The organism is Wolbachia endosymbiont of Aedes albopictus, from assembly GCF_024804185.1.
Taxonomy (GTDB): Bacteria; Pseudomonadota; Alphaproteobacteria; order Rickettsiales; family Anaplasmataceae; genus Wolbachia; species Wolbachia pipientis_B.
This window is the reverse complement of the sequence record NZ_CP101657.1, coordinates 458,487-481,106: the sequence shown is the minus strand read 5'-3', so window position 1 is coordinate 481,106 and position 22,620 is coordinate 458,487. Positions and strand designations below refer to the sequence as shown.

The 22,620-nt window shown below is 35.1% G+C and carries 23 protein-coding genes and 4 pseudogenes; 20 read left to right on the top strand and 7 right to left on the bottom strand.

Annotated elements, in window-relative coordinates; all coding sequences use genetic code 11:
- The first annotated feature begins 16 nt into the window (after nucleotides 1-16).
- The 3 genes from NHG98_RS02430 (at nucleotide 17) to NHG98_RS02420 (ending at nucleotide 2,413) form a co-directional block, all read left to right on the top strand.
- The gene (locus NHG98_RS02430; RefSeq protein WP_096616744.1) at nucleotides 17-1,162 is read left to right on the top strand and encodes a SurA N-terminal domain-containing protein; all 1,146 of its coding nucleotides are present in this window, start codon (nucleotides 17-19) and stop codon (nucleotides 1,160-1,162) included.
- A 95-nt stretch (nucleotides 1,163-1,257) separates the two neighbouring features.
- The gene (locus NHG98_RS02425; RefSeq protein ID WP_096616728.1) at nucleotides 1,258-1,878 is read left to right on the top strand and encodes a ferredoxin reductase domain-containing protein; all 621 of its coding nucleotides are present in this window, start codon (nucleotides 1,258-1,260) and stop codon (nucleotides 1,876-1,878) included.
- Entirely contained in the window at nucleotides 1,862-2,413 is a 552-nt protein-coding gene (locus tag NHG98_RS02420) for a 5-formyltetrahydrofolate cyclo-ligase (protein WP_096616726.1), read from the top strand. Before NHG98_RS02425 ends, NHG98_RS02420 begins: the two co-directional genes overlap by 17 nt.
- A gap of 53 nt (nucleotides 2,414-2,466) precedes the next feature.
- On the opposite strand, the gene NHG98_RS02415 is transcribed toward NHG98_RS02420, so the two are convergent.
- A complete protein-coding gene (locus NHG98_RS02415) occupies nucleotides 2,467-3,471 on the bottom strand; it encodes a hypothetical protein (protein ID WP_096616742.1) in 1,005 nt (334 codons plus the stop codon).
- Between the two features lie 149 nt (nucleotides 3,472-3,620).
- Here NHG98_RS02415 and elbB point away from each other — a divergent pair, with 149 nt between their 5' ends.
- The gene (gene elbB, locus NHG98_RS02410) at nucleotides 3,621-4,328 is read left to right on the top strand and encodes an isoprenoid biosynthesis glyoxalase ElbB (RefSeq protein WP_096616724.1); all 708 of its coding nucleotides are present in this window, start codon (nucleotides 3,621-3,623) and stop codon (nucleotides 4,326-4,328) included.
- Between the two features lie 162 nt (nucleotides 4,329-4,490).
- Nucleotides 4,491-4,799 (top strand): hypothetical protein, encoded by a 309-nt coding sequence (locus NHG98_RS02405; protein ID WP_096616722.1) that lies wholly within the window; start codon nucleotides 4,491-4,493, stop codon nucleotides 4,797-4,799.
- 2 nt (nucleotides 4,800-4,801) lie between these two features.
- Here NHG98_RS02405 and NHG98_RS02400 read toward each other — a convergent pair whose 3' ends face one another.
- The gene (locus tag NHG98_RS02400) at nucleotides 4,802-6,646 is read right to left on the bottom strand and encodes a peptidoglycan D,D-transpeptidase FtsI family protein (protein WP_096616740.1); all 1,845 of its coding nucleotides are present in this window, start codon (nucleotides 6,644-6,646) and stop codon (nucleotides 4,802-4,804) included.
- A gap of 20 nt (nucleotides 6,647-6,666) precedes the next feature.
- Between NHG98_RS02400 and ispH the strand changes: the two genes are divergently transcribed.
- Nucleotides 6,667-7,596, top strand: coding sequence for a 4-hydroxy-3-methylbut-2-enyl diphosphate reductase (gene ispH, locus NHG98_RS02395; protein ID WP_096616720.1), 930 nt, complete (start codon nucleotides 6,667-6,669; stop codon nucleotides 7,594-7,596).
- 979 nt (nucleotides 7,597-8,575) lie between these two features.
- Here ispH and NHG98_RS02390 read toward each other — a convergent pair.
- Complete coding sequence (locus NHG98_RS02390) at nucleotides 8,576-9,553, bottom strand: quinone oxidoreductase family protein (protein WP_096616718.1); 978 nt, start codon at nucleotides 9,551-9,553, stop codon at nucleotides 8,576-8,578.
- Nucleotides 9,554-9,671: 118 nt separating this feature from the next.
- On the opposite strand from NHG98_RS02390, the gene NHG98_RS02385 reads away from it, so the two are divergent.
- A complete protein-coding gene (locus tag NHG98_RS02385; RefSeq protein ID WP_096616716.1) occupies nucleotides 9,672-10,370 on the top strand; it encodes an ankyrin repeat domain-containing protein in 699 nt (232 codons plus the stop codon).
- Here NHG98_RS02385 and NHG98_RS02380 read toward each other — a convergent pair.
- Entirely contained in the window at nucleotides 10,359-10,625 is a 267-nt protein-coding gene (locus tag NHG98_RS02380) for a hypothetical protein (RefSeq protein WP_259245521.1), read from the bottom strand. The two genes, NHG98_RS02385 and NHG98_RS02380, sit on opposite strands and share 12 nt — an antisense overlap.
- A 248-nt stretch (nucleotides 10,626-10,873) precedes the next feature.
- A pseudogene (locus NHG98_RS02375) lies at nucleotides 10,874-11,211 on the bottom strand (transposase); the annotation flags it as partial.
- Nucleotides 11,212-11,291: 80 nt separating this feature from the next.
- Here NHG98_RS02375 and NHG98_RS02370 point away from each other — a divergent pair.
- The 3 genes and pseudogenes from NHG98_RS02370 (at nucleotide 11,292) to NHG98_RS02360 (ending at nucleotide 12,824) form a co-directional block, all read left to right on the top strand.
- Nucleotides 11,292-12,051, top strand: a pseudogene (locus NHG98_RS02370) (IS5 family transposase).
- A gap of 48 nt (nucleotides 12,052-12,099) precedes the next feature.
- Complete coding sequence (locus tag NHG98_RS02365) at nucleotides 12,100-12,222, top strand: hypothetical protein (RefSeq protein ID WP_259245520.1); 123 nt, start codon at nucleotides 12,100-12,102, stop codon at nucleotides 12,220-12,222.
- Between the two features lie 185 nt (nucleotides 12,223-12,407).
- A complete protein-coding gene (locus NHG98_RS02360; RefSeq protein ID WP_096641530.1) occupies nucleotides 12,408-12,824 on the top strand; it encodes a hypothetical protein in 417 nt (138 codons plus the stop codon).
- Here the strand turns inward: NHG98_RS02360 and NHG98_RS02355 are convergent.
- The gene (locus NHG98_RS02355) at nucleotides 12,817-13,338 is read right to left on the bottom strand and encodes a Na+/H+ antiporter subunit E (RefSeq protein WP_096641531.1); all 522 of its coding nucleotides are present in this window, start codon (nucleotides 13,336-13,338) and stop codon (nucleotides 12,817-12,819) included. The genes NHG98_RS02360 and NHG98_RS02355 overlap by 8 nt on opposite strands.
- A 111-nt stretch (nucleotides 13,339-13,449) precedes the next feature.
- Between NHG98_RS02355 and NHG98_RS02350 the strand changes: the two genes are divergently transcribed.
- The 6 genes and pseudogenes from NHG98_RS02350 (at nucleotide 13,450) to NHG98_RS02325 (ending at nucleotide 17,277) form a co-directional block, all read left to right on the top strand.
- On the top strand, nucleotides 13,450-14,079 hold the full coding sequence (locus NHG98_RS02350; protein ID WP_096676752.1) for an ankyrin repeat domain-containing protein: 630 nt from the start codon (nucleotides 13,450-13,452) through the stop codon (nucleotides 14,077-14,079).
- Between the two features lie 92 nt (nucleotides 14,080-14,171).
- Entirely contained in the window at nucleotides 14,172-14,621 is a 450-nt protein-coding gene (smpB, locus tag NHG98_RS02345; RefSeq protein WP_096641532.1) for an SsrA-binding protein SmpB, read from the top strand.
- Nucleotides 14,622-14,627: 6 nt separating this feature from the next.
- A complete protein-coding gene (gene lgt, locus NHG98_RS02340) occupies nucleotides 14,628-15,419 on the top strand; it encodes a prolipoprotein diacylglyceryl transferase (protein WP_096676754.1) in 792 nt (263 codons plus the stop codon).
- 406 nt (nucleotides 15,420-15,825) lie between these two features.
- The gene (locus tag NHG98_RS02335; protein ID WP_259245519.1) at nucleotides 15,826-15,954 is read left to right on the top strand and encodes a hypothetical protein; all 129 of its coding nucleotides are present in this window, start codon (nucleotides 15,826-15,828) and stop codon (nucleotides 15,952-15,954) included.
- A 12-nt stretch (nucleotides 15,955-15,966) separates the two neighbouring features.
- A complete protein-coding gene (locus NHG98_RS02330) occupies nucleotides 15,967-16,125 on the top strand; it encodes a hypothetical protein (protein ID WP_259245518.1) in 159 nt (52 codons plus the stop codon).
- A 231-nt stretch (nucleotides 16,126-16,356) separates the two neighbouring features.
- A pseudogene (locus NHG98_RS02325) lies at nucleotides 16,357-17,277 on the top strand (IS110 family RNA-guided transposase).
- Between the two features lie 336 nt (nucleotides 17,278-17,613).
- On the opposite strand, the gene NHG98_RS02320 reads toward NHG98_RS02325, so the two are convergent.
- The gene (locus NHG98_RS02320; RefSeq protein WP_096616913.1) at nucleotides 17,614-18,288 is read right to left on the bottom strand and encodes a septal ring lytic transglycosylase RlpA family protein; all 675 of its coding nucleotides are present in this window, start codon (nucleotides 18,286-18,288) and stop codon (nucleotides 17,614-17,616) included.
- A gap of 26 nt (nucleotides 18,289-18,314) precedes the next feature.
- Between NHG98_RS02320 and murC the strand changes: the two genes are divergently transcribed.
- From murC to cgtA, 4 genes and pseudogenes are all read left to right on the top strand, one after another.
- Nucleotides 18,315-19,829 (top strand): UDP-N-acetylmuramate--L-alanine ligase, encoded by a 1,515-nt coding sequence (murC, locus tag NHG98_RS02315; RefSeq protein WP_096616915.1) that lies wholly within the window; start codon nucleotides 18,315-18,317, stop codon nucleotides 19,827-19,829.
- Nucleotides 19,830-20,045: 216 nt separating this feature from the next.
- Nucleotides 20,046-20,195, top strand: a pseudogene (locus NHG98_RS06460) (WPE palindromic element domain-containing protein); the annotation flags it as partial.
- 80 nt (nucleotides 20,196-20,275) lie between these two features.
- Nucleotides 20,276-21,550 carry a phosphopyruvate hydratase gene (gene eno, locus NHG98_RS02305; RefSeq protein WP_096616919.1) on the top strand — a complete coding sequence of 425 codons (1,275 nt, stop codon included), beginning with the start codon at nucleotides 20,276-20,278 and terminating at the stop codon, nucleotides 21,548-21,550.
- Nucleotides 21,538-22,560: an Obg family GTPase CgtA gene (gene cgtA / locus NHG98_RS02300; RefSeq protein WP_096616921.1), complete on the top strand. Its 1,023-nt coding sequence runs from the start codon at nucleotides 21,538-21,540 to the stop codon at nucleotides 22,558-22,560. Before eno ends, cgtA begins: the two co-directional genes overlap by 13 nt.
- The last annotated feature ends 60 nt before the right edge of the window (nucleotides 22,561-22,620 follow it).

The following is a 22,620-nucleotide window of genomic DNA, read 5'->3' as shown; positions in this document are numbered from 1 at the left end:
TGTTAACCTTACTTATATGCATAAAATACTAATTTTACTGTTGATAGTGTTGCCACTTAGGTTGCTTGCAACCGAGATTGAAATTGTTGCAGATGTAAATGGTGAGCCAATTTCAAATTTAGATATCGAAAAACGCATCAACTTTATAAATTCATTGTTTGGCACTCAAAGTGTTAATCAAAAAGAAGCAAAACCTCAAATTCTTAGGGAGCTAATAGACGAAATTATCATTATCAATGAAGCGCAGAGGCTGAGTATAAAATTGAGCAATGAGGAGTTAGATAATGCTATCATATTATTTTTAACCCAAAGTTTTAAGCTTAAGGCTAATGAAGTTGATCAATACATAAAAAAGCATAATATAGATCCTAGTATTTTAAGAAAACAAATAAAATGTCAGTTACTATGGAGCAAAATTATTGAAGTAAGAATTGTGCCATTTATTAATATAAGCGATAAAGAAGTAGATGATGTAAAAAGGCAAATAGAAAAGCCGGATTATCTTACCACGTTCCAAGAGTTTATAATTCCTGATCAAAAAGACAAGGACATTTATGGTATAGCTGAAGATCTAGTAAAAAAATTACGTAATAGTAATAACCCAGAATCTCCAATAAAGATGCGTAAAGCAACAGTTAATTTAAGTCAGCTCAAAGATAAACTTAAGAGCGTTTTAGAAAGACTAGAAACCGGCGATATAGCAGGTCCATTCAGTTTCAGTGAAGGTTACTCTATTATAAAAGTCATAGACAAGGTACAACTTAATTATGCACTGCTGGAAAGCACTTTAAAATTAAAACAGATTGTGGTTGAGGGTTCAGAAAGTTTATTCTCTAATTTTAAAGAGCAAAAGGTCAATTGTTTAAATTTTGACAAATTAGCAGATGATTTTAGGTTGCCAAATGCAAAAGAGTTTGAAATAAAAATGCGAGATTTAAATCCTGATTTACAGATTTTATTTAGTAAAACAAGTGTGAATGAAATATTAGAATTGAGAGAAAATGGCACTGCAAAGTTGATGATGTTGTGTGATATCAAGAGTAATGTAGCGGATATAGAAGCAATTAAACAGCAGACGTACCAACAAAAGATTATGATACAAAGCAACTTGTTATTAGATGATATGCGTAAAAATGTAGCTGTCAGTTATCGGTATAGTTGAAGTCAGAGAGTGTCCTTGTTTCTGTCTTTGTGTACGAAAATTACTTTGTTCTATAAAATTTCAAAAAATTTGAACAAATATAGTTAAAATAGCACATGAAGAATATAATGCTAATTGGTGGTGGAGTTGGAAATGCAGTATTATTTTCGATAGGGAAGGCGTGTCTTGAAAATAATAATAAGGTTTTGTACTTTGCTGGCTATAAGAAATTAAGTGATGTATTTAAACGAGCACTGATAGAGCGTGCATCAAATGCAGTAGTTTGGGCATGTGAAGAAGGATTGATAGAAACAAGCAGAGATCAAGATAAATCCTTTCATGGTAATATAGTTGATGCAATAGTCTCTTATCAACAAGGAAGATTAGGTATTAATTTAAACACTATAGATAAAATTATCACTATTGGTTCTGATAAAATGATGAAAGCTGTGAATGAAGCTAGAAAAACAATTTTAAAGCCATATCTGAGATCAGGCCACATAGCAATATCATCAGTTAATTCTCCTATGCAGTGTATGATGAAAGAAATCTGCGCTCAGTGTGTGCAGCAACATATAAATGCAAAAACAGGAGAAAAGAGTTTTGTTTATAGTTGCAGTAATCAAGACCAGGATATGGAATTTATTGACTTTGATTTTTTAAGTGAGCGCTTGAAGCAAAATAGTTTACAAGAAAAACTTACTGCAAAATGGATAGATCATGTTCAAAGATATTAAACAGCACAAAAAGGAAATAAGAGAGCAATATAGAGCTATAAGAAAAGATATTGATGAAAGTTATTCCAGTTATGCGGCAAGTTCCCTTATTAATCTCTTTAATCAGAACTTAAGTTACGTTAAAGGCAAAACAATTGCGGCTTACATTCCAATGGATGGGGAAATAAATGTTGTGCCTTTGATGTATAGCTTATTCGATTTAGGTTATAAAATAGCGGTTCCTGATAAAAATCAGTTACTAAAATTTGAGAAATGGAACAAAACAGATGAAGACGTAATTCCCGACACAATCATTACTCCTGTTGTTGCTTTTGATGATCATTTTAATAGATTAGGTTTTGGCGGTGGTTGGTATGATACAATGATAAAAAAATTACGGCCGCTTGGAAAAATATTTATAGGTGTAGCCTATGAGAAACAATATTGTAAAGATTTACCTGTAGAACAACATGATCAAAAATTGGATATTATAATCACTGAGATGTGTGTTAGATGTGGAGGTGGATTGCTCAAAAAAGTGGATAAAAGGGAGTAGCGTAACCCCACTTTCTGATAGTAATTTTTGCATCAAAATGCTCCTCAAATGCATCAACCCGGTCCTATGATTCCTTCTTCACTCACTCGTTCAGCATTTGAACTACCTAATTGAGAATCTGGCTTTATTTCCTGAGCTTTCTCATTAACTTTTTGTTCTACCTCTTTTATGTCACTACCAATTGCCATAATTGCAGGTTGAAATTCGCTCATAAAATCTACAAATTTCTCCATGTCTTCCTCATGAGTACTAGTACCCTTGCTCATAAGATTGTTCAAAAGACCAGCCTTATCTTCCCTTATTAACTGTCTTATTGCTGCTAGTTGCTCTTGATTCTGAAGCATTTTTATTATTTTTATTTCATTACTAAGCATTGTTCTTTCTCCTTCATCAGCTTCAAGATTCTTTTCCATTAAATTACTTATTAACTTTTCAAAATTATTTTCTCTTCTTTGAACCTCAGGTAATTTATCTATTAAATCCTTATATGAACTTTTCACTGCTTTTCCTACTTCAATCGCTCCTTCTTTTATTTTTTTCCCTGCCTTTCCTATACCTATTCCTACATAACGCGCTCCAATAGCTACAAGCGCTATTAATGTAGCAAGGACAATAAGCGGAGAAAATGCTACTCCCAATACTATTCCGGTAGAAGCTATTCCAATTTTTTTATTTGCAGATGCTGATTTAAAATAATTGACTAGATTGTCCAGTGGACCTTTATTATTATTTATAACATTACTTATTGCTTGCTGATTAACAGATTTTAACGCCTCTTCTATTATTTTTGAGTCAACATTTTCAAAAGTTAACCCTTTAAGTGCTTCTTCAATGAGTTTTATAAATAATTCTTTATTTACCTCCTTTTGCAAGCCTTGGTCATTAATTGCTAAACCTAAATCTTTGAGGTTCATCCCTTTAACTTGTTCTGATAGGGCTTCAAACAACTTCCCTTTTTCTTCCTGTGGGAACTGTGCAATGCTTTCTATTATATCTGAAATAGCTTTTCTTAGTTCTGGGTAGTCAGTGTCAAAAAACGTACTGTTTGTAGGTGCCATATTCAACTTCATCAACTATCAATATGCCTAATTATATATACTAATTATTAATTATATTATAATAAGTATGAGATAATTAATATAATAACCTCTTTCCAAATATAGAATTTGTATTAAAATATCTAGATTACATGAAATTAAGGTACTTTATGGGTGAAAAAAAATTAAAAGCTGCTGTGGTTTTATCAGGGTGTGGTCACCTTGACGGTGCAGAGGTAAGAGAAGCGGTTTTAAGTCTGCTTGTGCTTGATCAGCAGGATGTGGATGTTAAATGCTTTGCACCTGACATCAATATCACACAAGTTATGAATCATAAAACAAAGGAGGCAGTGAAAGAAAAAAGGAATGTACTTGTAGAAGCAGCAAGAATCGCAAGAGGCGAAATATATGACTTAAAAGGAGCCAAAGCTGAAAATTTTGACATGCTAGTTGTACCTGGTGGATACGGGGTTGCCAAAAATTTATCTGACTTAGCTGAAAATAAAGACATGGTGACAGTAATGCCTGAATTTGAAAGATTAGTTTCAGAATTTTTTGTTACAAAAAAGCCAATTGGAGCAATATGCATATCTCCAGCCATCATTGTTTCAATTTTAAGTAGCAAGATAGGTAAAGAAGAAAGTAAGGTTAAGGTAACTATAGGAGATGACAGAGAACAGTTGATAGAGAAGCTTGGTGGTGAACACATAAAGTGTGATACAGGGTTATCAATAGAAGACGAAGAACATAATGTATTTTCCTGTTCTGCTTATATGCGTAGCGACGAAAGTATATACTCTGTATATCAAGGGATAAAGCATATGATTGACAGCATGGTAAAAAAGATTAACAAAAAAACTAAACAGCCATTCCTCTAAGATGTAGTAATTTAGACTTCATTACACAATTAACTGTTGAATTTTACATTCCTAGCTGTATTATAGCTAAAGTGCTCTAGGTTTACAACTATAGCGGCGTGGCGTAGGACTGCACTAGCTATATATATTTAGCTCTTTTTTTATAAACGCAAGGTGTTTTATATGTCAGACCTTTTCTATATTGAAACTACGTGTTGTATGGACGGTCAGTGTGATGTCTATACAGGGGAAGTAAGTTTTAATGATGTCATGTTAGGCAAGTTCAGTCTAAATTCATGCAGCGGGAAAGAAGCTATGATAAATCTAGACGTTATTACATACGATATTAATATCGCTATTGATGGTCAAAATGGAAAGACAATAAAAAGAGACCTTAAAGGTCTTGAATTTGTAACTAAAGATGATGGTTCTTGGTATATTAATAAGGATTTTGGTAATGATAGATTTGAAGTTATAGTAAAGCAATCATAATTTTACATCTCAGGTGTAACATTTAGTATAGGTGCTATTCTATTTATAATGTTTTTTACTATAGGCGCAGCAATTATTCCCCCGGTGTGGTGTATCCCTTGAGGTTCATCAATAGCAATTAGCACTATATACCTTGGGTCAAGCATAGTTAGCACTCCTATAAATGACGCTATGTTTGCATCTTTGCTATATTTACCGTCTACAACTTTTTCCGCCGATCCAGTCTTTCCCCCTATTGAATATGCCTTTATTTTTGCTTTTCTGCCAGTGCCATCTGTTACTGCTGCGCGTAATAATTTTCTCATTTCCCTGGAGGTTTTTCTTGAGATAATTTGCTCTCCTATGCTTCTTTTATTCAATATCAAGGTTGCGTTATGAAATATTCCATTGTTGATTAATGCTGCTGCAGTTTGTGCAAGATGTATAGGAGTTACAGCTATACCATAACCATAAGATGCTGTTATTAAAGTGTTTTCACTCCATTTATCCGGGATTATCGGTGTGGACTTTTCTGGTATTTCTATTTTCAAAGGAGAAAATAGCTTCATAGCTTTAAAGTATTCTACTTGTTTTTCAATACCTAATTTGACTGCAATTTTTGCTGCACCAATGTTGGATGATTTTACAAATATATCTTGCACAGTAATTTTTGGAGTTTTAGATTTGTGAAAGTCCTGAATTTTATACTTTCCAATGGTGATTGGTGTTGATACGTCATATAAATCGCTAGTTTTTGTAACGTTTGCATCAAGGGCTGCGGCTATTGTAAAGTATTTTAATACCGACCCCATTTCATATACCCCAAGACTGGCGCGATTAAACTTTTGTACATCTTCTGCCTTATTCTGTAGGTTGGGGTTAAAATCAGGTAGACTGACCATTGAAATGACTTCACTATTTCTTACATTTAAAACAATTCCTACTCCGCCGAGTGCCTGATATCTGCTTACAGCTTTAGTTAGCTCTTCATGCACTATGCTTTGCACTCGTGTATCTAAGGATAGTTGAACATATTGATCAGCAGAGCGTGACCATCCCTGTCGGATGACAGAAGATTGTTCAGAAGCTTGGTCTGGTGTCATTCCAGTGCACTGACACTGGAATCCAGTTTTATGCGCAATTTCATCACAAACATTGTTTTTGACATATGTTTCTGGAATCCGTTGTTCATCACGTAATTTGTCAGTATTTTTATATCTGGATCCCAGTGTCACGCACTGGGATGACACCATCTGTTGTGTGGGGAATTGCTGTGCAGGAATTGCTTTCAAGTTGCAACATTCATACAACTGTATATCAGGTACTTGGATAACAGAATGTTGTTTGTTTTTACTTATATATGCCTCAACTCCTGCAATACCGTTGCCATCTATGTCAGTGTAACCAAGCACGTGTGAAAATAAATTACTGTGAGGATATATACGTTTTACATCGTTATAGAAGTTTATTCCTGGCACGCCGGCATTTTTTATTGCTAACAGTTCTTTTGGAGTTAAGTGCCGCTTTACCCAAGCAAATTTCTTTTTTGAAGTAAGTACTCTATATGAATTCTCGTATTCAAGATCATTCAAAATAGAACACAGTTGTGCTGCTATACTTTCCGGATTCTTTACTTTGGTTGCATCTGTATATAGTGATGTTGTGGGCACATTTGTTGCTATTACCACTCCATTTCTATCTAAAATATCAGGTTGTTTATGTACTGTATTATCTTTTCTAAAATTTTCTGAAGTAGTAGGTTGATCAAATGTTAAAGAGAATATGCGAAAAATAATTATTATATAAAACGTAAATAATGGTACTATAAAACACAGTGAGCGGAGCTTATTTTTAAGTAATGCTTGCATATTTACTTGATTTGACAAAAATGGAAATTATCTTAGCTGAGCCGCGAGGTTTTTGTGCCGGAGTAAAAAGAGCTGTGGACATATTAGCTATTACTTTAGAAAAATACAAAAACAAGTGCCAAGTTTATGTGCTACACGAAATTGTTCACAATAAATATATAGTAGAGGACTTTAAGAGACAAGGAGTGGTTTTTGTAAACAGTATCGAGGAAATTGAAGATAATGGAGGAATACTGATTTTTAGCGCGCACGGAGTGTCAAAAAATATAGAAGATGAGGCAAAAAGAAAGGGTATTCAAGTGATTGATGCAACATGTCCTTTAGTCAGCAAAGTGCATAAAGAGGCAAAAAGGTATGAAAACAGTGGTAAAGAATTAATTCTCATTGGGCATGAAAACCATCCAGAAGTTAAGGGAATTAGAGGAAGAGTAAATAATCCTATCATTTTAGTGCAAACTGTGCAGGATGTACGCAATTTAAAAGTTAAAGATCCAGATAATTTATCTTATGTTACACAAACCACATTAAGCATCGACGATACCCGTGAAATTATTGTTGCTCTGAAGCTCAGGTTTCCAAGCATAACAGGTCCAGATTTAAAGGACATATGCTATGCAACGCAAAACAGACAAAATGCTGTTAAAGAGCTAGCTGAAATTGTAGACATGGTGTTAGTTGTAGGAAGTAAAAATAGCTCAAATTCAAACCGCTTATTAGATCTGTGCACTGCCAGAGGAAAAAGAGCCTACTTAATTGATAATTACAGCTGTGTGAATAAAAGCTGGTTTCAGGGCATAGAAAAGATAGGAATCACTGCAGGTGCTTCTGCTCCTGACATATTGGTTGATGAATTAATGGACTACCTAAAAGTAAACCTGAGTGTAAAAATTTCAGTTATGCCAGGTGGTATTATTGAAAATGTTCAGTTTAAAATACCGAATTTGGTTTAAAACACAACTTATCTACTAAGCTTCTCTTGAAATTACTGTGAGCATACAAACCAGCATCTATAGCTAAGACGTCATACCGCGGTGACGCTAACAAGTAGCGGGATGACGGTTGTCGGTAAGCCTAAGTCAGTTTAGCTATATGCTTTTAATTCCCCCAAAAGGAGAATTAAATATGTGAAGTTCTAGTTGATATGATTTAATGAATGGTTAGTTTAAATTACTAGTTTATTTAAGAACATATCTTGAAAGGACTTAAGTGGTTAATTTAGCAAGCATAGTCATATTAAAGAGTTCTTGAAGTAAGGAGAGCACGCTCATACGTCTAAAATTCAAGCAAACAACGTTTGGGAATAACCAAAATCTGTGACATTAGCAGCTTTCTTGGCAATCGTATCCCGTTTTCAGTAAACAGTGATTTTGTAATTTTTCTATATATTACTGATCTAGAAAAATTTTTATTTTAATTAGCGTTAAACCATAGGCGCCTATTGGTTTTTAGCTAAAGTAAAGGTCAAGTATCTGGAATTCTGTACATAAAATCCCCTTGTGTAAAAAAGATTAGAAAAAAGTGCAGCGCACATACGACAGAGATTAAGCATATTTACATGCACTAAAGAAGATACACTACGCTTTTTGATTAAAAATTTGACTGAAAAGTCTGCAGACAAAGATAGATTTTGAGCTCTTAAAATATCTCTAACTGTAATTATAATCAGATTTAAAATATATGGAAGCAATTTTTTACGTTAGCTATTTAATATTTCAAATTAGGCCTCTTGCATAACTATATTAAAGGTTAGCACTGGCAACTACCCCTCATTATATATTTTATTGCATTAATAATTGTTATGTTTTTTGCCTCCCTATCACCCCTTGTGCAACATTTGGCTCTCATTCCTTGTCACTTATATCACTTGTTACCCCCTATTTTTTGCTTACCTCATCTTATTCTTTTCTTTTTTCCCTTTCAAGACAGGTTCTAAGAGATTTTGATAATATTTAACCCACTCGCTTTTCTATTTTCCATATCGCGATGAGCTTGGATTATTTCATCAAATTTATATTTTTTATTGATCCATACAGTTAAAAGTTTTTTTCTTATCATCTCGAAGATTTCCATTGTGGTAAGCACTAATGTGAATCTATCATGCTTATAATGGTATATTGAGGTTCCAGTTGCAAATAATGAACGTGAACTAAGTAAAGAAAAACTAATAGGAGCGTTACCTGATATCTGCCCATAGGAAACGTATATACCGAACCTGCCTAAAGATTCAAAAGAAAGCTTGCTTGTAGCGTAACCTATAGGGTCATACACTGCACCTACTCCTCTGTTTTGCGTAATCTCCATAACTTTAGAAACGAAGTCTTTATCATTGTAGTTTATTGCGTATGTGCAGCCACTTTGTAAAGCTATCTTCATTTTTTCATCAGAGCTTACAGAACCTATCACTACACCTTTTTTATCCTTTGCCCATTGGCATATTATTTGTCCTAAACCACCATTAGCCCCATGAACTAGCACAAAAGCACCGGGCCTAACTTTATAAGATTGATTAACTAAATAGTGAGCTGTCATACCTTTAAACAGCACTGCAGCAGCAACTTCATCAGATATGTCATCTGGAATTTTTATCAGATATTTCTGGTGTATAATGCGCTTTTCACAATATGCCCCTGGAGGAGCTGTGCAATATCCAACTCTGTCTCCAATTTTGAATCCATCACTGATTTTTTTACCAAGTTTTTCAATAACCCCAACTGCTTCCACTCCAAGCACTGATGGTAGATCTTTAATTTTGCGCATACCTTTTCTGTGCTCTAAATCATAACGATTTAAGCCGATAGTTGTGTGACGTACTAAGATTTCCTCGCCTTTTGGCTCACCTATATTCTTATCTACAAATTCTAATACTTCTGCTCCCCCAGTTTTTTTTATTTGTATAGCTCTAACCATGATGAATGTAAGATAAAAACTTTGATTATGTTATCTAACAATTAATATTTTGCAAAATGTTATTTAGAGTTTATATACTACATAAGTGTATATTAATATTTTTAAGGTATAAATTATAATGAATAGAGAAACTTGGCTTTATAGTGCTTTGTGTAATGTGTTGTATAAAGTGAATGAAGATCACGATTTAGATATTAGTAATGTAATAGAAAAAATAAAAGAAAGGCTAGAAAGTAGAATGCAAACTTCAAGCAAAGAAAACCATTATAAAGATTTACACACTTCTTGGGAAGAAAAAGGTTTTGATATTAATCACAAATTTGATTTGAAAGACTATGATGGCTTTCCAGTAGATAGTCTTTTTTCTATTGCTATTAATTACAAACCTTGCGCTTTACCAAATCTAGCACAAGTTTTAATAAAAGCAGGTGCTAACGTGCAAAACGAAAAAGGATATTTACATATCTGCGCTTTGATGCGTTCTCCAGACATGTTAAAGGCTCTCATAGAAGCGGGGATAAGTGATAGCCCACATGAACACTACAATGGAAATACTGCTTTAGAGTGTGTTACTGAATTATATGGTACAGATAAATCAACTAACTACGAAGATTGCTGTAAGATTCTAATTAAGCATACATTAGAAAAAAATCCCAACATAGAAATGCCAAATTCTGTAAAAAATAATAAGGAATTGGCTGAGTATTGGAATGCTTGTGAAGCAAAGAATGAAGGATGGGAATTGATAACACCAAGCACTGAGACACAAGTAGTCAGTGCACAAAAAGCAAATAAGAGCTCCTACTCAATTCAATAGATCTGTTGCATAACTATCATTTGAATAACAACGCACTCCTTCTATAGCTAACACGTCATACCGCCGCGGTATCCCATAGATCCCGCTAACAAGTAGCGGGATGACGAGGTTTACCTTATCGGATTGTTTCAACACGTCATACCGCCGCGGTATCCCATAGATCCCGCTAACGGGTAGCGGAATGACGAGCTTATCATCATACCACCGCGGCGCTAACAAGTGGCAACTGTTCTCCCTCGTCATACCGCGATTCATTCGCGGTATCTCTTAGCCGCTAACACATAGCGGAATGACGAAGTTATCGTCATGCCACCGCAGACCGTCATATCAACTATGTTTTTTTAAAAATTTTTTATTTGTGTAATTCTGTAACTTTGTTCAATTATGTGGGCAATAAAAACCCGTGTGTCATAGAAATAAAATTTTATATCAAACAGCTGTCACAACAATTTCTGCTTGGCTAATGAATATGTGCTTTAAGTCTGTGTGGACGCACATATTCATTAGCCAATTTCAGTTACCGTTGTAAGAGTATGCAAATTAATTGCTTCTTTAAGTCTTGCATTAGCAATTACTATAATTTTTCGCATTAGAGCTTACCATTTTCTTCTTACCACTTTCAACAAGCTTGGAATAAAAGGCACCAAGTACAGATTTGGACCTTGCAGCAGACATGGCAGCTATAAAAAGCTTTTTACGGACATTACTTCTACCACCTATAATCCTTCGGTAACCAACAGCTTTACCACTTTCCCTAGGATGAGGTGCAACTCCTTGCTACTTCTTTTCTGTTTAAGTAGCCAAGCTCCGGCATCAGAAACACAAAATCTTGTGATAACTTTGCCAGGAACTGTTTTAAGAACCTGTACATGATCTCAAGAAAGGAATAAACTAAGAGATAATGTATATAAATTAGGATATATGAGGAGTTTATACCCAAGTGACATAGGTCGAGAAAAATTTGAGATTATCGTAGCAGATCTGGAGTCTTGTAGAAAAAAAACAAAACCAAGAAAACTTGATTTGTATGATGTATTTTGCGCAGTGTTATACGTCCTAAAAAGTGGTTGTCAATGGAGGATGCTGCCGAAAGAGTTTCCAAAGTGGCGAAGTTGTTACGACTACTTTAAAAAATGGAGTGAAAAACCGAGCATAGGTGAAGAAAGTATTTTGGAATGTGTTTTAAAAAAAATTAGTTGCGAAGAAACAATGGTCGGAAAGAGAAAACCAGTTTCTGTATAATTGATGCTCAAAGCGTTAAAAACGCAGATACTGCTGAAAGAAAAGGCTATGATGCAGGTAAAAAAATTTCAGGCATAAAGCGCCATATTGCTGTAGATACACAAGGTTTACCGCATGCAATTTATGTAACGACTGCAGAAGCAACTAGTGCTGTGAAAATGGTTAAAAATGCTAAACTCTGAAGTTAAAAACATACTGGTTGATGCCGGTTACACAGGAGAAAGTTTTGCTACACAGATAAAAGCAACTATTGGTGCAACTGTTGAAGTAATAAAGCGAAGCGAATTACATACCTTTGCTGTATTGCCAAAAAGGTGGGTTGTCGAGAGATCTTTTGCTTGGTTGGAAAAATGTAGGCGATTGTGGAAAAATTGTGAGCGAAAATTCAATACCAGCTTGCAAATTTGCTTTCACTGCTTTGCTTCTGAAAAGATTATGAACAGGCTCTTAGGTTTACCAAAGATTTGAAAAACCGTCATTCCGCTACTTGTTAGCGGAATCTATGTTGAGATACCGCGGCGGTATGACGTGGGGAAACCTTTCTTGGGTTAGCTATATTTCAGAGTGCTCCTGTTATGAGCTGATGTCCAACTGTCATTTTACAGCTTAGCTTGCTTAGGTAATGCAGAAATAAGAGGTGCCCAATATAAACCAGCCTAAATCAACTTTAATGTTTGGATATCGTACTATTTTACATAACATGTCATTATGAATATATATTTTTATGATTGCGTTATCATTTATTTAACAAAGTATTAGTATAATCTATCTACTGGATTAAATGGAGAAAGTTGAATGAGTAAATTACCGAACAATGCAAAAATAGGTAAATCTCAGGTTACTCAGTGGGAGGTAATAAAAAATTGTGAATATGCTGATAATTGCTTATCAAAAATAGTAACTTTATACGTTATTAGAATAACTGAGCTATCAGATTTTTATACAAATGACGAACCTGAAATTAACACTGTTTTAGCAAGAATAAGCGTGACAAGTGAAAATGTATTTTTAAACAAGGCTACTACTATTGAAGTTATGGAAGGTATTTTTCCATATAAATTCAACAGCAAGAAGAGAAATAACATACTAAGGTTAGAAGATTTATATAATTATTTATGTTCTATTGTTAACAATGGCCTTCCAAAAGAGATGCTTGAAAGCCTTGTAAGGGAATATAAGGATGCTGTTAACTTATTTAAAGCAATTACTTAACTGAACGTAGTATTTTTAAGATTTTATTTTCTATTTCAGAAATGCCGCTTTCAAGATCTTTATCTATCAGATACATGGTAGAGAAATATGTTTTCTGCTTACTTTCAACATTGATAGTTAAAGTTCCAGGAGTGATTGTAACCGAATTGGCAAATAACGCAATGCTTTCATCATTATGCCCTTTGCATTTTCTTAGGATAATGATTGGCTCAAGCTTAGATTTGAGTCGTAGCACCTTTTTTGTTACATAAACACTTGATAAAATTACTTGGTACATTAACCATGGTATATAACTTACTAACTTATAAAACGACAGTCTACTCGTACCATTTAAAATCTGGCTAAGAGCTCTTTCAGCGTTTATCAACCTTCTAAAGATAAATAATGTGAATATAGAGGAAAACACTCCACAAAAAATAAAAAATGGCTCAAAGTAACCAGACAATACAGTCCATAGAGAAAATAAAATTAAAAATGATAGAGAAAAAAACTTGATTTTTTGCCTAAGGTTCATGGTTTGCAGTATAACTTAAATGATTTTTTAAGGAAAGATAATAATAAAAGGTTCTTGACTTTTATATCAAGGAGTATAATAACCAGGTTATTTTAATGAAGTGGAGAAGTTATGATATTTGACGATTTTATAAAAATGCTCGCAGAAATAAATGATCTTTCAGATTTAAACGAGAATAATATAATTGAAAGAATAAAAACCAAGTTAGAAGAAAATGATTTACGAAGGTGGGAGAATAGTGGATTTGACATAAATCATATATTCACTATACATAGTGACCCAGATCCTGTAAAAGCCACATTATTGCATTTTGCTGCTGAAGGTGGCTACGAAAATATAGTAGGAGCTCTAATTGCGCGCGGAGCAGATGTTAATGCACAGGACAATGATGGCTGGACTCCTTTACATTATGCTGCTGAAAGTGACCATGAAAATATAGTAAGAGCTCTAATTGTGCACGGAGCAGATGTTAACGCACGGGACAACGATAGATATACTCCCTTACATTGTGCTGCTGAATGGGGTTGTGAAGGTGTAGTACGAATTCTAGTTGCAAACGGAGCAGATGTTAATGCGCAGGACAATAATGGCTGGACTCCTTCAAATTATGCTGATAGAGAGGACCACGAAGATATAGTAAGATTTTTGTTAGAAAATGGAGCAAATTTTGAACCTAGAGCTGAAATGGAAGTAGAAAGCGCAGAACAGGTTGCACCTGCAGAAAGATTGAAACTTTTCTAACTACATGACCCCTAGCATTTATAGTAATAATTGTTTTGTTATTAATTAAGTCAAAAACTCTGTAATATATTGAAGCTTAAAGATCTTTAGATATGGAAGTTATTGCAGAAAATAGGAAAGCAAGGTTTGAATATTTCATCTTAGAAGAATTTGAAGCGGGTATGGTCTTATTAAGCAGTGAAGTTAAATCGCTAAGAGAAAGAAAGGTGAATATTTCCGACGCCTACGTTATCGAAAAGAATAGCGAAATATGGCTGCACAATATGCATATTGCAGAATATAAAGCTGCAAACCGAAAAAATCATAAACCAAAAAGGGAACGTAAACTACTTTTACATAAACAAGAGATAAACAAACTAATTGGTCAAATCAAAACCGCTGGGATAACTGTTGTGCCGCTTTCGATCTATTTTAATGATAAAGGATTTGCAAAAACTAAAATTGCCATTGTAAAAGGAAAAAAACTCTACGATAAGAGAGCAACCATAAAACAGAGAGAATGGGATCGTGAAAAAAGTAGATTGTCTAAGAATAATTTATAGCAAAATATGTCTTTAAATCCAGTAATTTTCAGCATCGGTCCTGTTTCTATATATTGGTATTCCTTAGCTTACGTTTTGGGTATAGTGTTTGCATATTGGTATTTACACAAGCTAGACGACCAAAAAATATTTACTAAGAATTTTTATGATTCGTTATTAACAGCCACTATTGTAGGCATTATCCTTGGAGGTAGACTTGGCTACGTATTGATATATGATCCAGTTCTTTATATAAGCAACCCTATTGAGATATTGAAGACCTGGGAAGGGGGAATGTCATTTCATGGTGGTACTATAGGAGTTTTGTTTGCAGTAATAATTTCGTGTAAAAGACGTAACATTCCTATATTTTATGCACTGGACCTAGTTTCTTGCGGAGTTCCCATAGGTTTATTTTTAGGTCGCATAGGAAATTTTATAAACGGAGAGTTATTTGGCAGAGTTACAACTATGCCATGGGGTATGGTATTTCCAGAAAGTGGTGATAATTTGCTGCGTCATCCAAGCCAGCTTTATGAGGCACTTTTTGAAGGCCTGCTACTTTTTGCAGTTGCAAATTCACTGTTTTTCTTGACTAGAATAAGACTGTATCACGGTGCGTTAACTGGTATTGCAGTTATGTGGTATGGAATAGCACGTTTTTTCGTTGAGTTTTTTCGCGAACCAGACTATCAAATTGGCTATTTGTGGCTTGATTTAACTATGGGGCAGTTGCTTTCTATACCTATGGTTTTGCTAGGAATGCTTGTATATCTAGGTGCATTAGATTTAAAATTTAATACGAAATCTGTTACATAGAGGAAAGGTGAGTTTAATAGGAAAATGTAGCCAGAAACCCTACATCCCAGCGTGTGATGCTAGGCCATAAAACTTACTTGACAAGCTTCGCCAGCCCCCTTATTATGAGAATAAGGGTATTTATGACTCAAAACTTGTTTTTGATCTGCGCAGGCTCAATGACAAAATTCAGTAAAAAACTCAGAGTATTTATTGGCGGATTACATAAAATTATAGCGGCTGCATGTCTTTTTTATTTTTTCTACATTCAGCCAAATCGCGCTTATTTTAAGCGTTAGCACATTATTACAGCGCCACTTACAGTAATATAGAGTCAAAACTCGCACCACGGGGCTTCTTTTGCCTTTTTTTTCGTTTGGTAAATTTCTTAATGTTTGTAGCTAAACGACAACCGTCATCCCGCTACTTGTTAGCGGCTAAGAGATACCGCGGCGGCATGACGGTTCGTGAAGGTATAACGGTTTGCGGCGGTATGACGGTTAAGCAATTCGTCATCCCGCAGCGGGATCTCTTGTTAGCGGATGAGATACCGTGAATAAATCACGGTATGACGGTCTGCGGCGGAACGACGGTTCGTGGCGGGATGAGGGTTAAGCAATTCGTCATCCTGCTACGTGTTAGCAGGATCTATGCTGGGAGATACCGCGGCGGTATGACGGTTAAGCAATTCGTCATCCCGCTGCTTGTTAGCGGGATCTCTTGTTAGCACCGCGGCGGTTGTAAGTTAAAAATATGTTATAAAAGAAACAAGAGGGAAGATAACTCTACTCACTATAGGAATAGAGCTATCACGGGCGTGTGCGCGGCGTTGGTGTTATAACAACCGTCTATATCAAGGTACACTAGCCCTATCCCTCGATACGTTTGAATAGTTGCATGGGACATATGTATGCACCCGTTTACAATCTTAAATCAATAAACTATCGAGGTTGTTAATATGGTTACATCTTATCAAAACTTTATTGGTATTGACATCGGAAAATTTAAAAATGTTGTTGCGGTTCACACACAGAAGAGTGTTGTCGAATTTGATAATAATGCTTCTGGTTGGCAACAATTGTTTAAAAAGTTTTCAGGTATCTTACCTAATTCTTTAGTAACTTTAGAAAATACAGGAAAATATGAGCTTGGTTTATCGCATTTTCTTATTGACAAGAATATCGCTGTACATCGAGCTAATACCCGTAAAGTAAAAAGCTTTATCTTGTCTCACGGAACTTTAGCAAAGTCTGATAAATCAGATGCAATGGCTCTTGCTCAGTATGCGCCATAGAACTCTTTCTCCCTACTTCTAAAGAACAATCAACTTTGATTGCACTTTGTCAACGTCGTGATGACCTTACACAAATGAGAGCCCAAGAGAAATGTAGGTTGGAAGCACCTGAAAATGACTACACAAAAAAAAGTTGCCAAAAAACCATTGACTTTTTTAACAGTCAGATAAATAAGCTCAATAATGCCATACAAAAAATCATTGATAAAAATCTAGAGTTACAGAAGCGCCAAAAAATTCTGAGAACAGTGCCAGGAATAGGTCCAAAGTTATCACAAGATTTTGTGTGTCTGATGCCGGAGCTTGGCTACTTAAACAGAAAAGAAGTAGCAAGTCTTGCTGGAGTTGCACCGCATCCAAAAGAAAGTGGAAAAGCTATTGGTTATCGAAGAATAACAGGCGGTAGAAGCAATGTTCGTACTAAGCTTTTTACGGCTGCAATGGCTGCTGCAAAGTCCAAATCTGCACTTGGTGCCTTTTATTCCAAGCTCATTGAAAGTGGTAAGAAGAAGATGGTAAGCTCTAATGCGTAAAATTATGGTTATTGCTAATGCCAGGCTTAAAGAAGCAGTTAATGTGAATTAAAAAATCTGCATAGAAAATAAGTTAACGAATATGTGCGTCCACACACACTTAAAGCACATATTCGTTAACCATAAAATCTAAGCAGTAACTGTTGTTTGATATAAAATTTTTCTATGATAAATTAGGGTGTTTATTGTCAAAAATGCATTTTCTAATTGAATAAAAATACAAAATTATAAACAAGAGTTGTAATAAAACTAAATTCAAAAAATTTAAAAAAAACATAGTTGATATAGCTATAAATTGTTGATATCTTTTTTATATTACATTTTTAACTTACAATAGTTAGCCAGCGTTTCTTACATTAACCAAATCTTTTGAATTCTGCACTCACCACTACCTATAACTCACTTTCACGCAATACTGATCGTTCTTAAAAAGTAATCTAACATTTTTTATTCCTTGATTGCGAAGCTTTGATGCAGTTGATTTAGCAGCCTGAGCACTTTTAAAAAATGCAACATACCCCTTACTTTCTGCACTGTCTTGTTTTGGGTGACGTTTCTGCATTTCTTTTTCATATTGCTTTCTGTAATGAGGAGTATTTTGTATCAATTGTTCTGACATCTTTCTTAGGTATTGGACTTTTACCTTTGCAAGCCCTACTTTATGCAATCCTAAGACTTGAGCTGCTTTTTCTGATAAGTCTATTATTCTGCCTTCAATAAAAGGCCCTCTATCATTAATCCTTACAACAAGCTTTCTTCCATTTTCTAAATTAGTGACAAGAGCAAAGCAGGGCAGGGGCAAAGTCTTATGCGCTGCAGAGATCAAGTGACGGTTAAACACTTCACCATTTGCTGTAAGCGTGCCATGATCTTCTATTCCATACCACGACGCTATCCCTATCTCTTCATAGTGTTTACAGTCTTTTGGATAATAAGTTATACCATTTATTGTGTAGCTGCAGCCAATTTTATAATGACCTGCAGTGCAATTAAACCTGTTGCTAAAACTGCAACTACTCATCAAAACAAATATTAGACATAGGAAGGCTAAGTTTTTTATCATTGTATTCGGTAAGAGGGTTCGATACTATGAGGATTTTAAATTATACTATAATAAATTTAGTAATGAGTAAACATCTACTGCTAAATATTAACAAAACTCAAAAAAGAATAATACATATAATTGGTATAGGTGGAATCGGAATGAGTGCCATTGCTGAAATTTTTCACAACTCGAATTACAAAGTTCAAGGCAGTGATGCACAATCAAACAACAATGTAGATAGATTACAAAGGCTGGGCATAGAGGTTTTTATTGGTCACAATGCTAATAATATAAGCCAAGCTCAAATAGTTGTACATTCTTCTGCGATAGAATCTGATAATGTGGAGTTAGTAACAGCGAGAAATAACAATAAAACCATTTTGCATAGATCAGACATACTTACTGAAATTATGAAAGATAAATATGTGATAGCAGTTTCAGGTTCAAGTGGAAAGACGACAACAACAGCTATGATTGCTTCTATTTTTAATCATTCTAATATTGATGCAACTGTAATTGTAGGGGGAATACTAAATTCGTATCAGAGTAATTCAAGACTTGGAAAGAGTGACATTTTTTTAATCGAAGCTGATGAGTCTGATGGAACCATGCTAAAAATTCCTGTGAATATTGCTGTTATAACGAGTATTAATGATGACCACATAGAATATTACGGTACATTTGATGATATTAAAAATGCGTTTTCTCAGTTTATAAACAGCGCAGATTCTGCAATTTTGCCTGATTCTATAGGTATTAATTATAATGCAAGTAATTCTGTGACGTTTGGGTTTGAGGGCGGTAACATTAGAGCTGGCAACATTAAACAGCATGCTAACAGCATAGAATTTGACGTGTTGAACAACTGTATTCCAGTGTCACGCACTGGAATGACAGAAAAACAGGTGTCATCCCATCACCCTCTGTCATCCCAGTGTGTGACACTGGGATCCAGCCCTTTAAAAAACATAGTACTATCAAACGCAATAGGGATGCATAAGGTCAGCAACGCCTTGGCTGCAATATCAGTTGCGATAAAGCTCGGGATTAGCAATGCAGAGATTAAAAAAGGCCTTTTGGAATTCCAAGGAGTAGCAAGAAGATTCTCTTTGATTGCCAATATTAAAGGCGTTAAGTTAATTGAGGATTATGCCCATCATCCAAATGAAATATATGCAACTTTAACGGCTGCACGTTCGATTACTAAAGGAAAAGTAATAGGAATTATTGAACCACTTCGTTTTGCTCGCATTCGTAATTTTTTTGATGAATTCATACGAATTTTCATGATGTTTGATTATGTCATCCTCACTCCTGTTCATCCCCCAGAAGACAAGCCTATTCCTGGTTGTGGGATTAATGATATACAAGAAGCTTTAATCAGTAATGGGTTTGATAGCGTAGAAATCATGAATGATTCTCTACTCATTTCACGTTTTATTAGTGATTCGACAAGTCCAGGTGATATAGTATTATTTATTGGTGCTGGTAGCAATATAGATAAATTGGCAAAGGAAACTGCGAAGCTCATAGCAGAAACTATACAAACGGTTAGTTAAGCTATAGAATAAACGCAAGCAAGGTGTTATGCAAGTGACTAAAACTAGAATCTAGTCAATTATACATATGGAAAATGAATTTAATTGAGAAAGAGAATCCGGACTGGGAGGATTTATATGATAAAATTGTGTAATAAGGCTGGATCCCAGTGTCGAAGCACACAACTGTACGAACGTTGTGATATGGGGGTAACTTCCACTAAGAATGATGTCATCCCAGTGCCCAGACACTGGGATCCAGAAAACTTAATCATAAATGAGCACACCAGGTGGCTGTATAGTAAAAGCTGGATTCCAGTGTCAAGCACTGGAATGACATCATCCGCTACTCAAATTACTTGTATATTGGAATGTTCATACACTGAAATGTTACAGCGCTGGAATAACATCTTCCGAGACAGAACGTTCCATGCACACAATTGTGAATCTAGTAAAGGGTTAATGTAATGAATAAGATAATCAACAATGTATTTGCAAGAGAAATTTTAGACAGCAGGGGTTACCCAACCGTTGAGGTAGAAATTGAGCTTTGTGATGGAGCAATAGGTAGAGCTGCTGTACCTTCTGGAGCTTCAACTGGTAAGCTAGAGGCATTGGAGCTAAGAGATCAAGATGAAAGAAGGTATTGTGGTAAGGGAGTGCTGAAAGCTGTTCAAGCTGTAAATGGAGTGATAACAGATAAAATCATTGGAATGAATGCAGCGGACCAAAATGCAATTGATAAAGCATTAATTGAACTGGATGGAACAAAAAATAAATCTAAACTTGGAGCAAATGCAACCTTGGGTGTGTCTCTTGCGGTTGCAAAAGCAGCAGCAAACAGTTTCAAAATACCGTTGTATAGATATTTGGGAGGAGAGCAGATGAGTGTTATGCCAGTTCCACTCATTAACATAATTAATGGTGGAGTACATGCAGACAATAAGCTCAATTTCCAAGAATTCATGATTCTTCCGGTCGGTGCTGAGACTTTCAGTGAAGCTATCAGAATATCTGCGGAGGTGTTCCACAACTTACGTAGCATTCTTAAGAAAAAAGGTTATAGCACAAACGTAGGAGATGAAGGTGGTTTTGCACCAAATATTGAAAGTACTGAAGAAGCACTTGACTTGATCATATACGCTATAGAATCAGCAGGTTATTCAGCGCAAAGTGATTTTGCACTAGGCCTTGATGTTGCTTCATCTACTTTTTATGAAGATGGAATTTACAAATTTGAAAATAAAGAGCTTACTTCAAAAGAATTGACTGAATATTATTGTAATCTTGTGGAAGGATATCCAATAATTTCTATAGAGGATGCAATGAGTGAAGACGATTACGAAGGTTGGAAATTACTTACTGCAAAATTGGGGAGTAAAATTCAATTGGTTGGGGATGATTTATTTGTTACAAATTGTGAACTAATAGGCAAAGGAATAGAAGAAAAAATGGCAAATGCTGTGCTGATCAAGCCAAATCAAATAGGAACGTTAACAGAAACTTTTGCTGCTATTGAAATGGCAAAATCAAACAACTACAAAGCTGTTATTTCTCACCGCTCAGGTGAAACAGAAGACACAACAATATCTCATATAGCAGTTGCATCAAATTGCGGGCAAATAAAAACCGGGTCGCTGTCGCGTTCTGATAGGCTAGCGAAGTATAACGAGCTAATGAGAATAGAAGGCACATTAGGAAAAGATGCTAAATATTATCGTGGGTTAGCATGGGTTTTATAGACGAAGTAAAATTGTGTTTAAAAGCCGGTGATGGTGGTGACGGTTGTGCAAGTTTTCGTCGAGAAAAGTTCGTTGAATTTGGTGGTCCAAATGGTGGTAATGGAGGAAAGGGTGGAAACATAGTTTTCATCAGCGACGCTAACCTCAACACTTTGCTTTATTTTCGTTATAGAAGACACATTAAAGCAGATAATGGGAAAAATGGTGCAGGCAGGGATAGATCTGGCACAGCGGGGAAAGACGTTATACTTCGAGTTCCAGTCGGTGCACAAATAATTGATGAAGAAAGTGAGGATATAATAGTAGATCTTGACAAGCCTGGTATGGAATTTCAAGTAGCACAGGGTGGAAAAGGTGGACTTGGAAATACTAATTTTAAATCTTCTACTAATAAGGCACCAAGACATTTTACTTACGGTCAGCCTGGCGAAGAAAAACATGTATTATTAAAACTAAAAGTTTTATCAGATGTTGGAATTATTGGCATGCCAAACGCAGGTAAATCAAAATTTTTGACTCGCTGCTCAAATTCCGATACAAAAGTAGGCGATTATCCATTTACCACTGTAAGACCCCACTTAGGTGTGACAAAAGTGGATGATAGCGAAGTTGTAATAGCAGATATTCCTGGAATAATCACTGATGCTCACCTTGGAGTTGGGCTCGGACATAAATTTTTAAAGCACATAAAAAGGTGTCAAATTTTACTTCATTTAATCGATGTAACTCATGATGACGTTGTTTCGGCTTATAGTTGTATCCATAATGAATTGGAACTTTACAATGGTGATCTTGTTGAAAAAGAAGAGATTGTAGTATTAAACAAATGCGACTTGCTGAGAGAAGCAGAAATTCTGGAAAAGAAGAATCACCTAGCCAATTATCTTAATAAAGAAGTGCTGTGCTTATCAATTAATGGTGATTTACAGCCTATTTTAAGATTATTAAGTGAAAAATTGAAAAAGAGTAATTCTAAGGAAATCGATGTATATGATCCTTTTAAGATGTGAATTTCATTTAGATAATTGATGTTTTTCATTTATTTTATCATATAGCTAGAATATATGTGT

Bases quoted from the DNA above. Each gene is read 5' to 3' on its own strand.
- NHG98_RS02415 (WP_096616742.1), bottom strand. From the start codon at position 3,471: ATGGCACCTACAAACAGTACGTTTTTTGACACTGACTACCCAGAACTA.
- NHG98_RS02330 (WP_259245518.1), top strand. From the start codon at position 15,967: ATGACGGTCTGCGGCGGAACGACGGTTCGTGGCGGGATGAGGGTTAAG.
- NHG98_RS02430 (WP_096616744.1), top strand. From the start codon at position 17: ATGCATAAAATACTAATTTTACTGTTGATAGTGTTGCCACTTAGGTTG.
- NHG98_RS02400 (WP_096616740.1), bottom strand. From the start codon at position 6,646: ATGCAAGCATTACTTAAAAATAAGCTCCGCTCACTGTGTTTTATAGTA.
- NHG98_RS02425 (WP_096616728.1), top strand. From the start codon at position 1,258: ATGAAGAATATAATGCTAATTGGTGGTGGAGTTGGAAATGCAGTATTA.
- cgtA (WP_096616921.1), top strand. From the start codon at position 21,538: ATGGGTTTTATAGACGAAGTAAAATTGTGTTTAAAAGCCGGTGATGGT.
- NHG98_RS02385 (WP_096616716.1), top strand. From the start codon at position 9,672: ATGAATAGAGAAACTTGGCTTTATAGTGCTTTGTGTAATGTGTTGTAT.
- NHG98_RS02320 (WP_096616913.1), bottom strand. From the start codon at position 18,288: ATGATAAAAAACTTAGCCTTCCTATGTCTAATATTTGTTTTGATGAGT.
- eno (WP_096616919.1), top strand. From the start codon at position 20,276: ATGAATAAGATAATCAACAATGTATTTGCAAGAGAAATTTTAGACAGC.
- NHG98_RS02355 (WP_096641531.1), bottom strand. From the start codon at position 13,338: ATGAACCTTAGGCAAAAAATCAAGTTTTTTTCTCTATCATTTTTAATT.
- murC (WP_096616915.1), top strand. From the start codon at position 18,315: ATGAGGATTTTAAATTATACTATAATAAATTTAGTAATGAGTAAACAT.
- NHG98_RS02380 (WP_259245521.1), bottom strand. From the start codon at position 10,625: ATGAATCGCGGTATGACGAGGGAGAACAGTTGCCACTTGTTAGCGCCG.
- NHG98_RS02360 (WP_096641530.1), top strand. From the start codon at position 12,408: ATGAGTAAATTACCGAACAATGCAAAAATAGGTAAATCTCAGGTTACT.
- lgt (WP_096676754.1), top strand. From the start codon at position 14,628: ATGTCTTTAAATCCAGTAATTTTCAGCATCGGTCCTGTTTCTATATAT.
- NHG98_RS02405 (WP_096616722.1), top strand. From the start codon at position 4,491: ATGTCAGACCTTTTCTATATTGAAACTACGTGTTGTATGGACGGTCAG.
- elbB (WP_096616724.1), top strand. From the start codon at position 3,621: ATGGGTGAAAAAAAATTAAAAGCTGCTGTGGTTTTATCAGGGTGTGGT.
- smpB (WP_096641532.1), top strand. From the start codon at position 14,172: ATGGAAGTTATTGCAGAAAATAGGAAAGCAAGGTTTGAATATTTCATC.
- NHG98_RS02350 (WP_096676752.1), top strand. From the start codon at position 13,450: ATGATATTTGACGATTTTATAAAAATGCTCGCAGAAATAAATGATCTT.
- ispH (WP_096616720.1), top strand. From the start codon at position 6,667: ATGGAAATTATCTTAGCTGAGCCGCGAGGTTTTTGTGCCGGAGTAAAA.
- NHG98_RS02390 (WP_096616718.1), bottom strand. From the start codon at position 9,553: ATGGTTAGAGCTATACAAATAAAAAAAACTGGGGGAGCAGAAGTATTA.
- NHG98_RS02420 (WP_096616726.1), top strand. From the start codon at position 1,862: ATGTTCAAAGATATTAAACAGCACAAAAAGGAAATAAGAGAGCAATAT.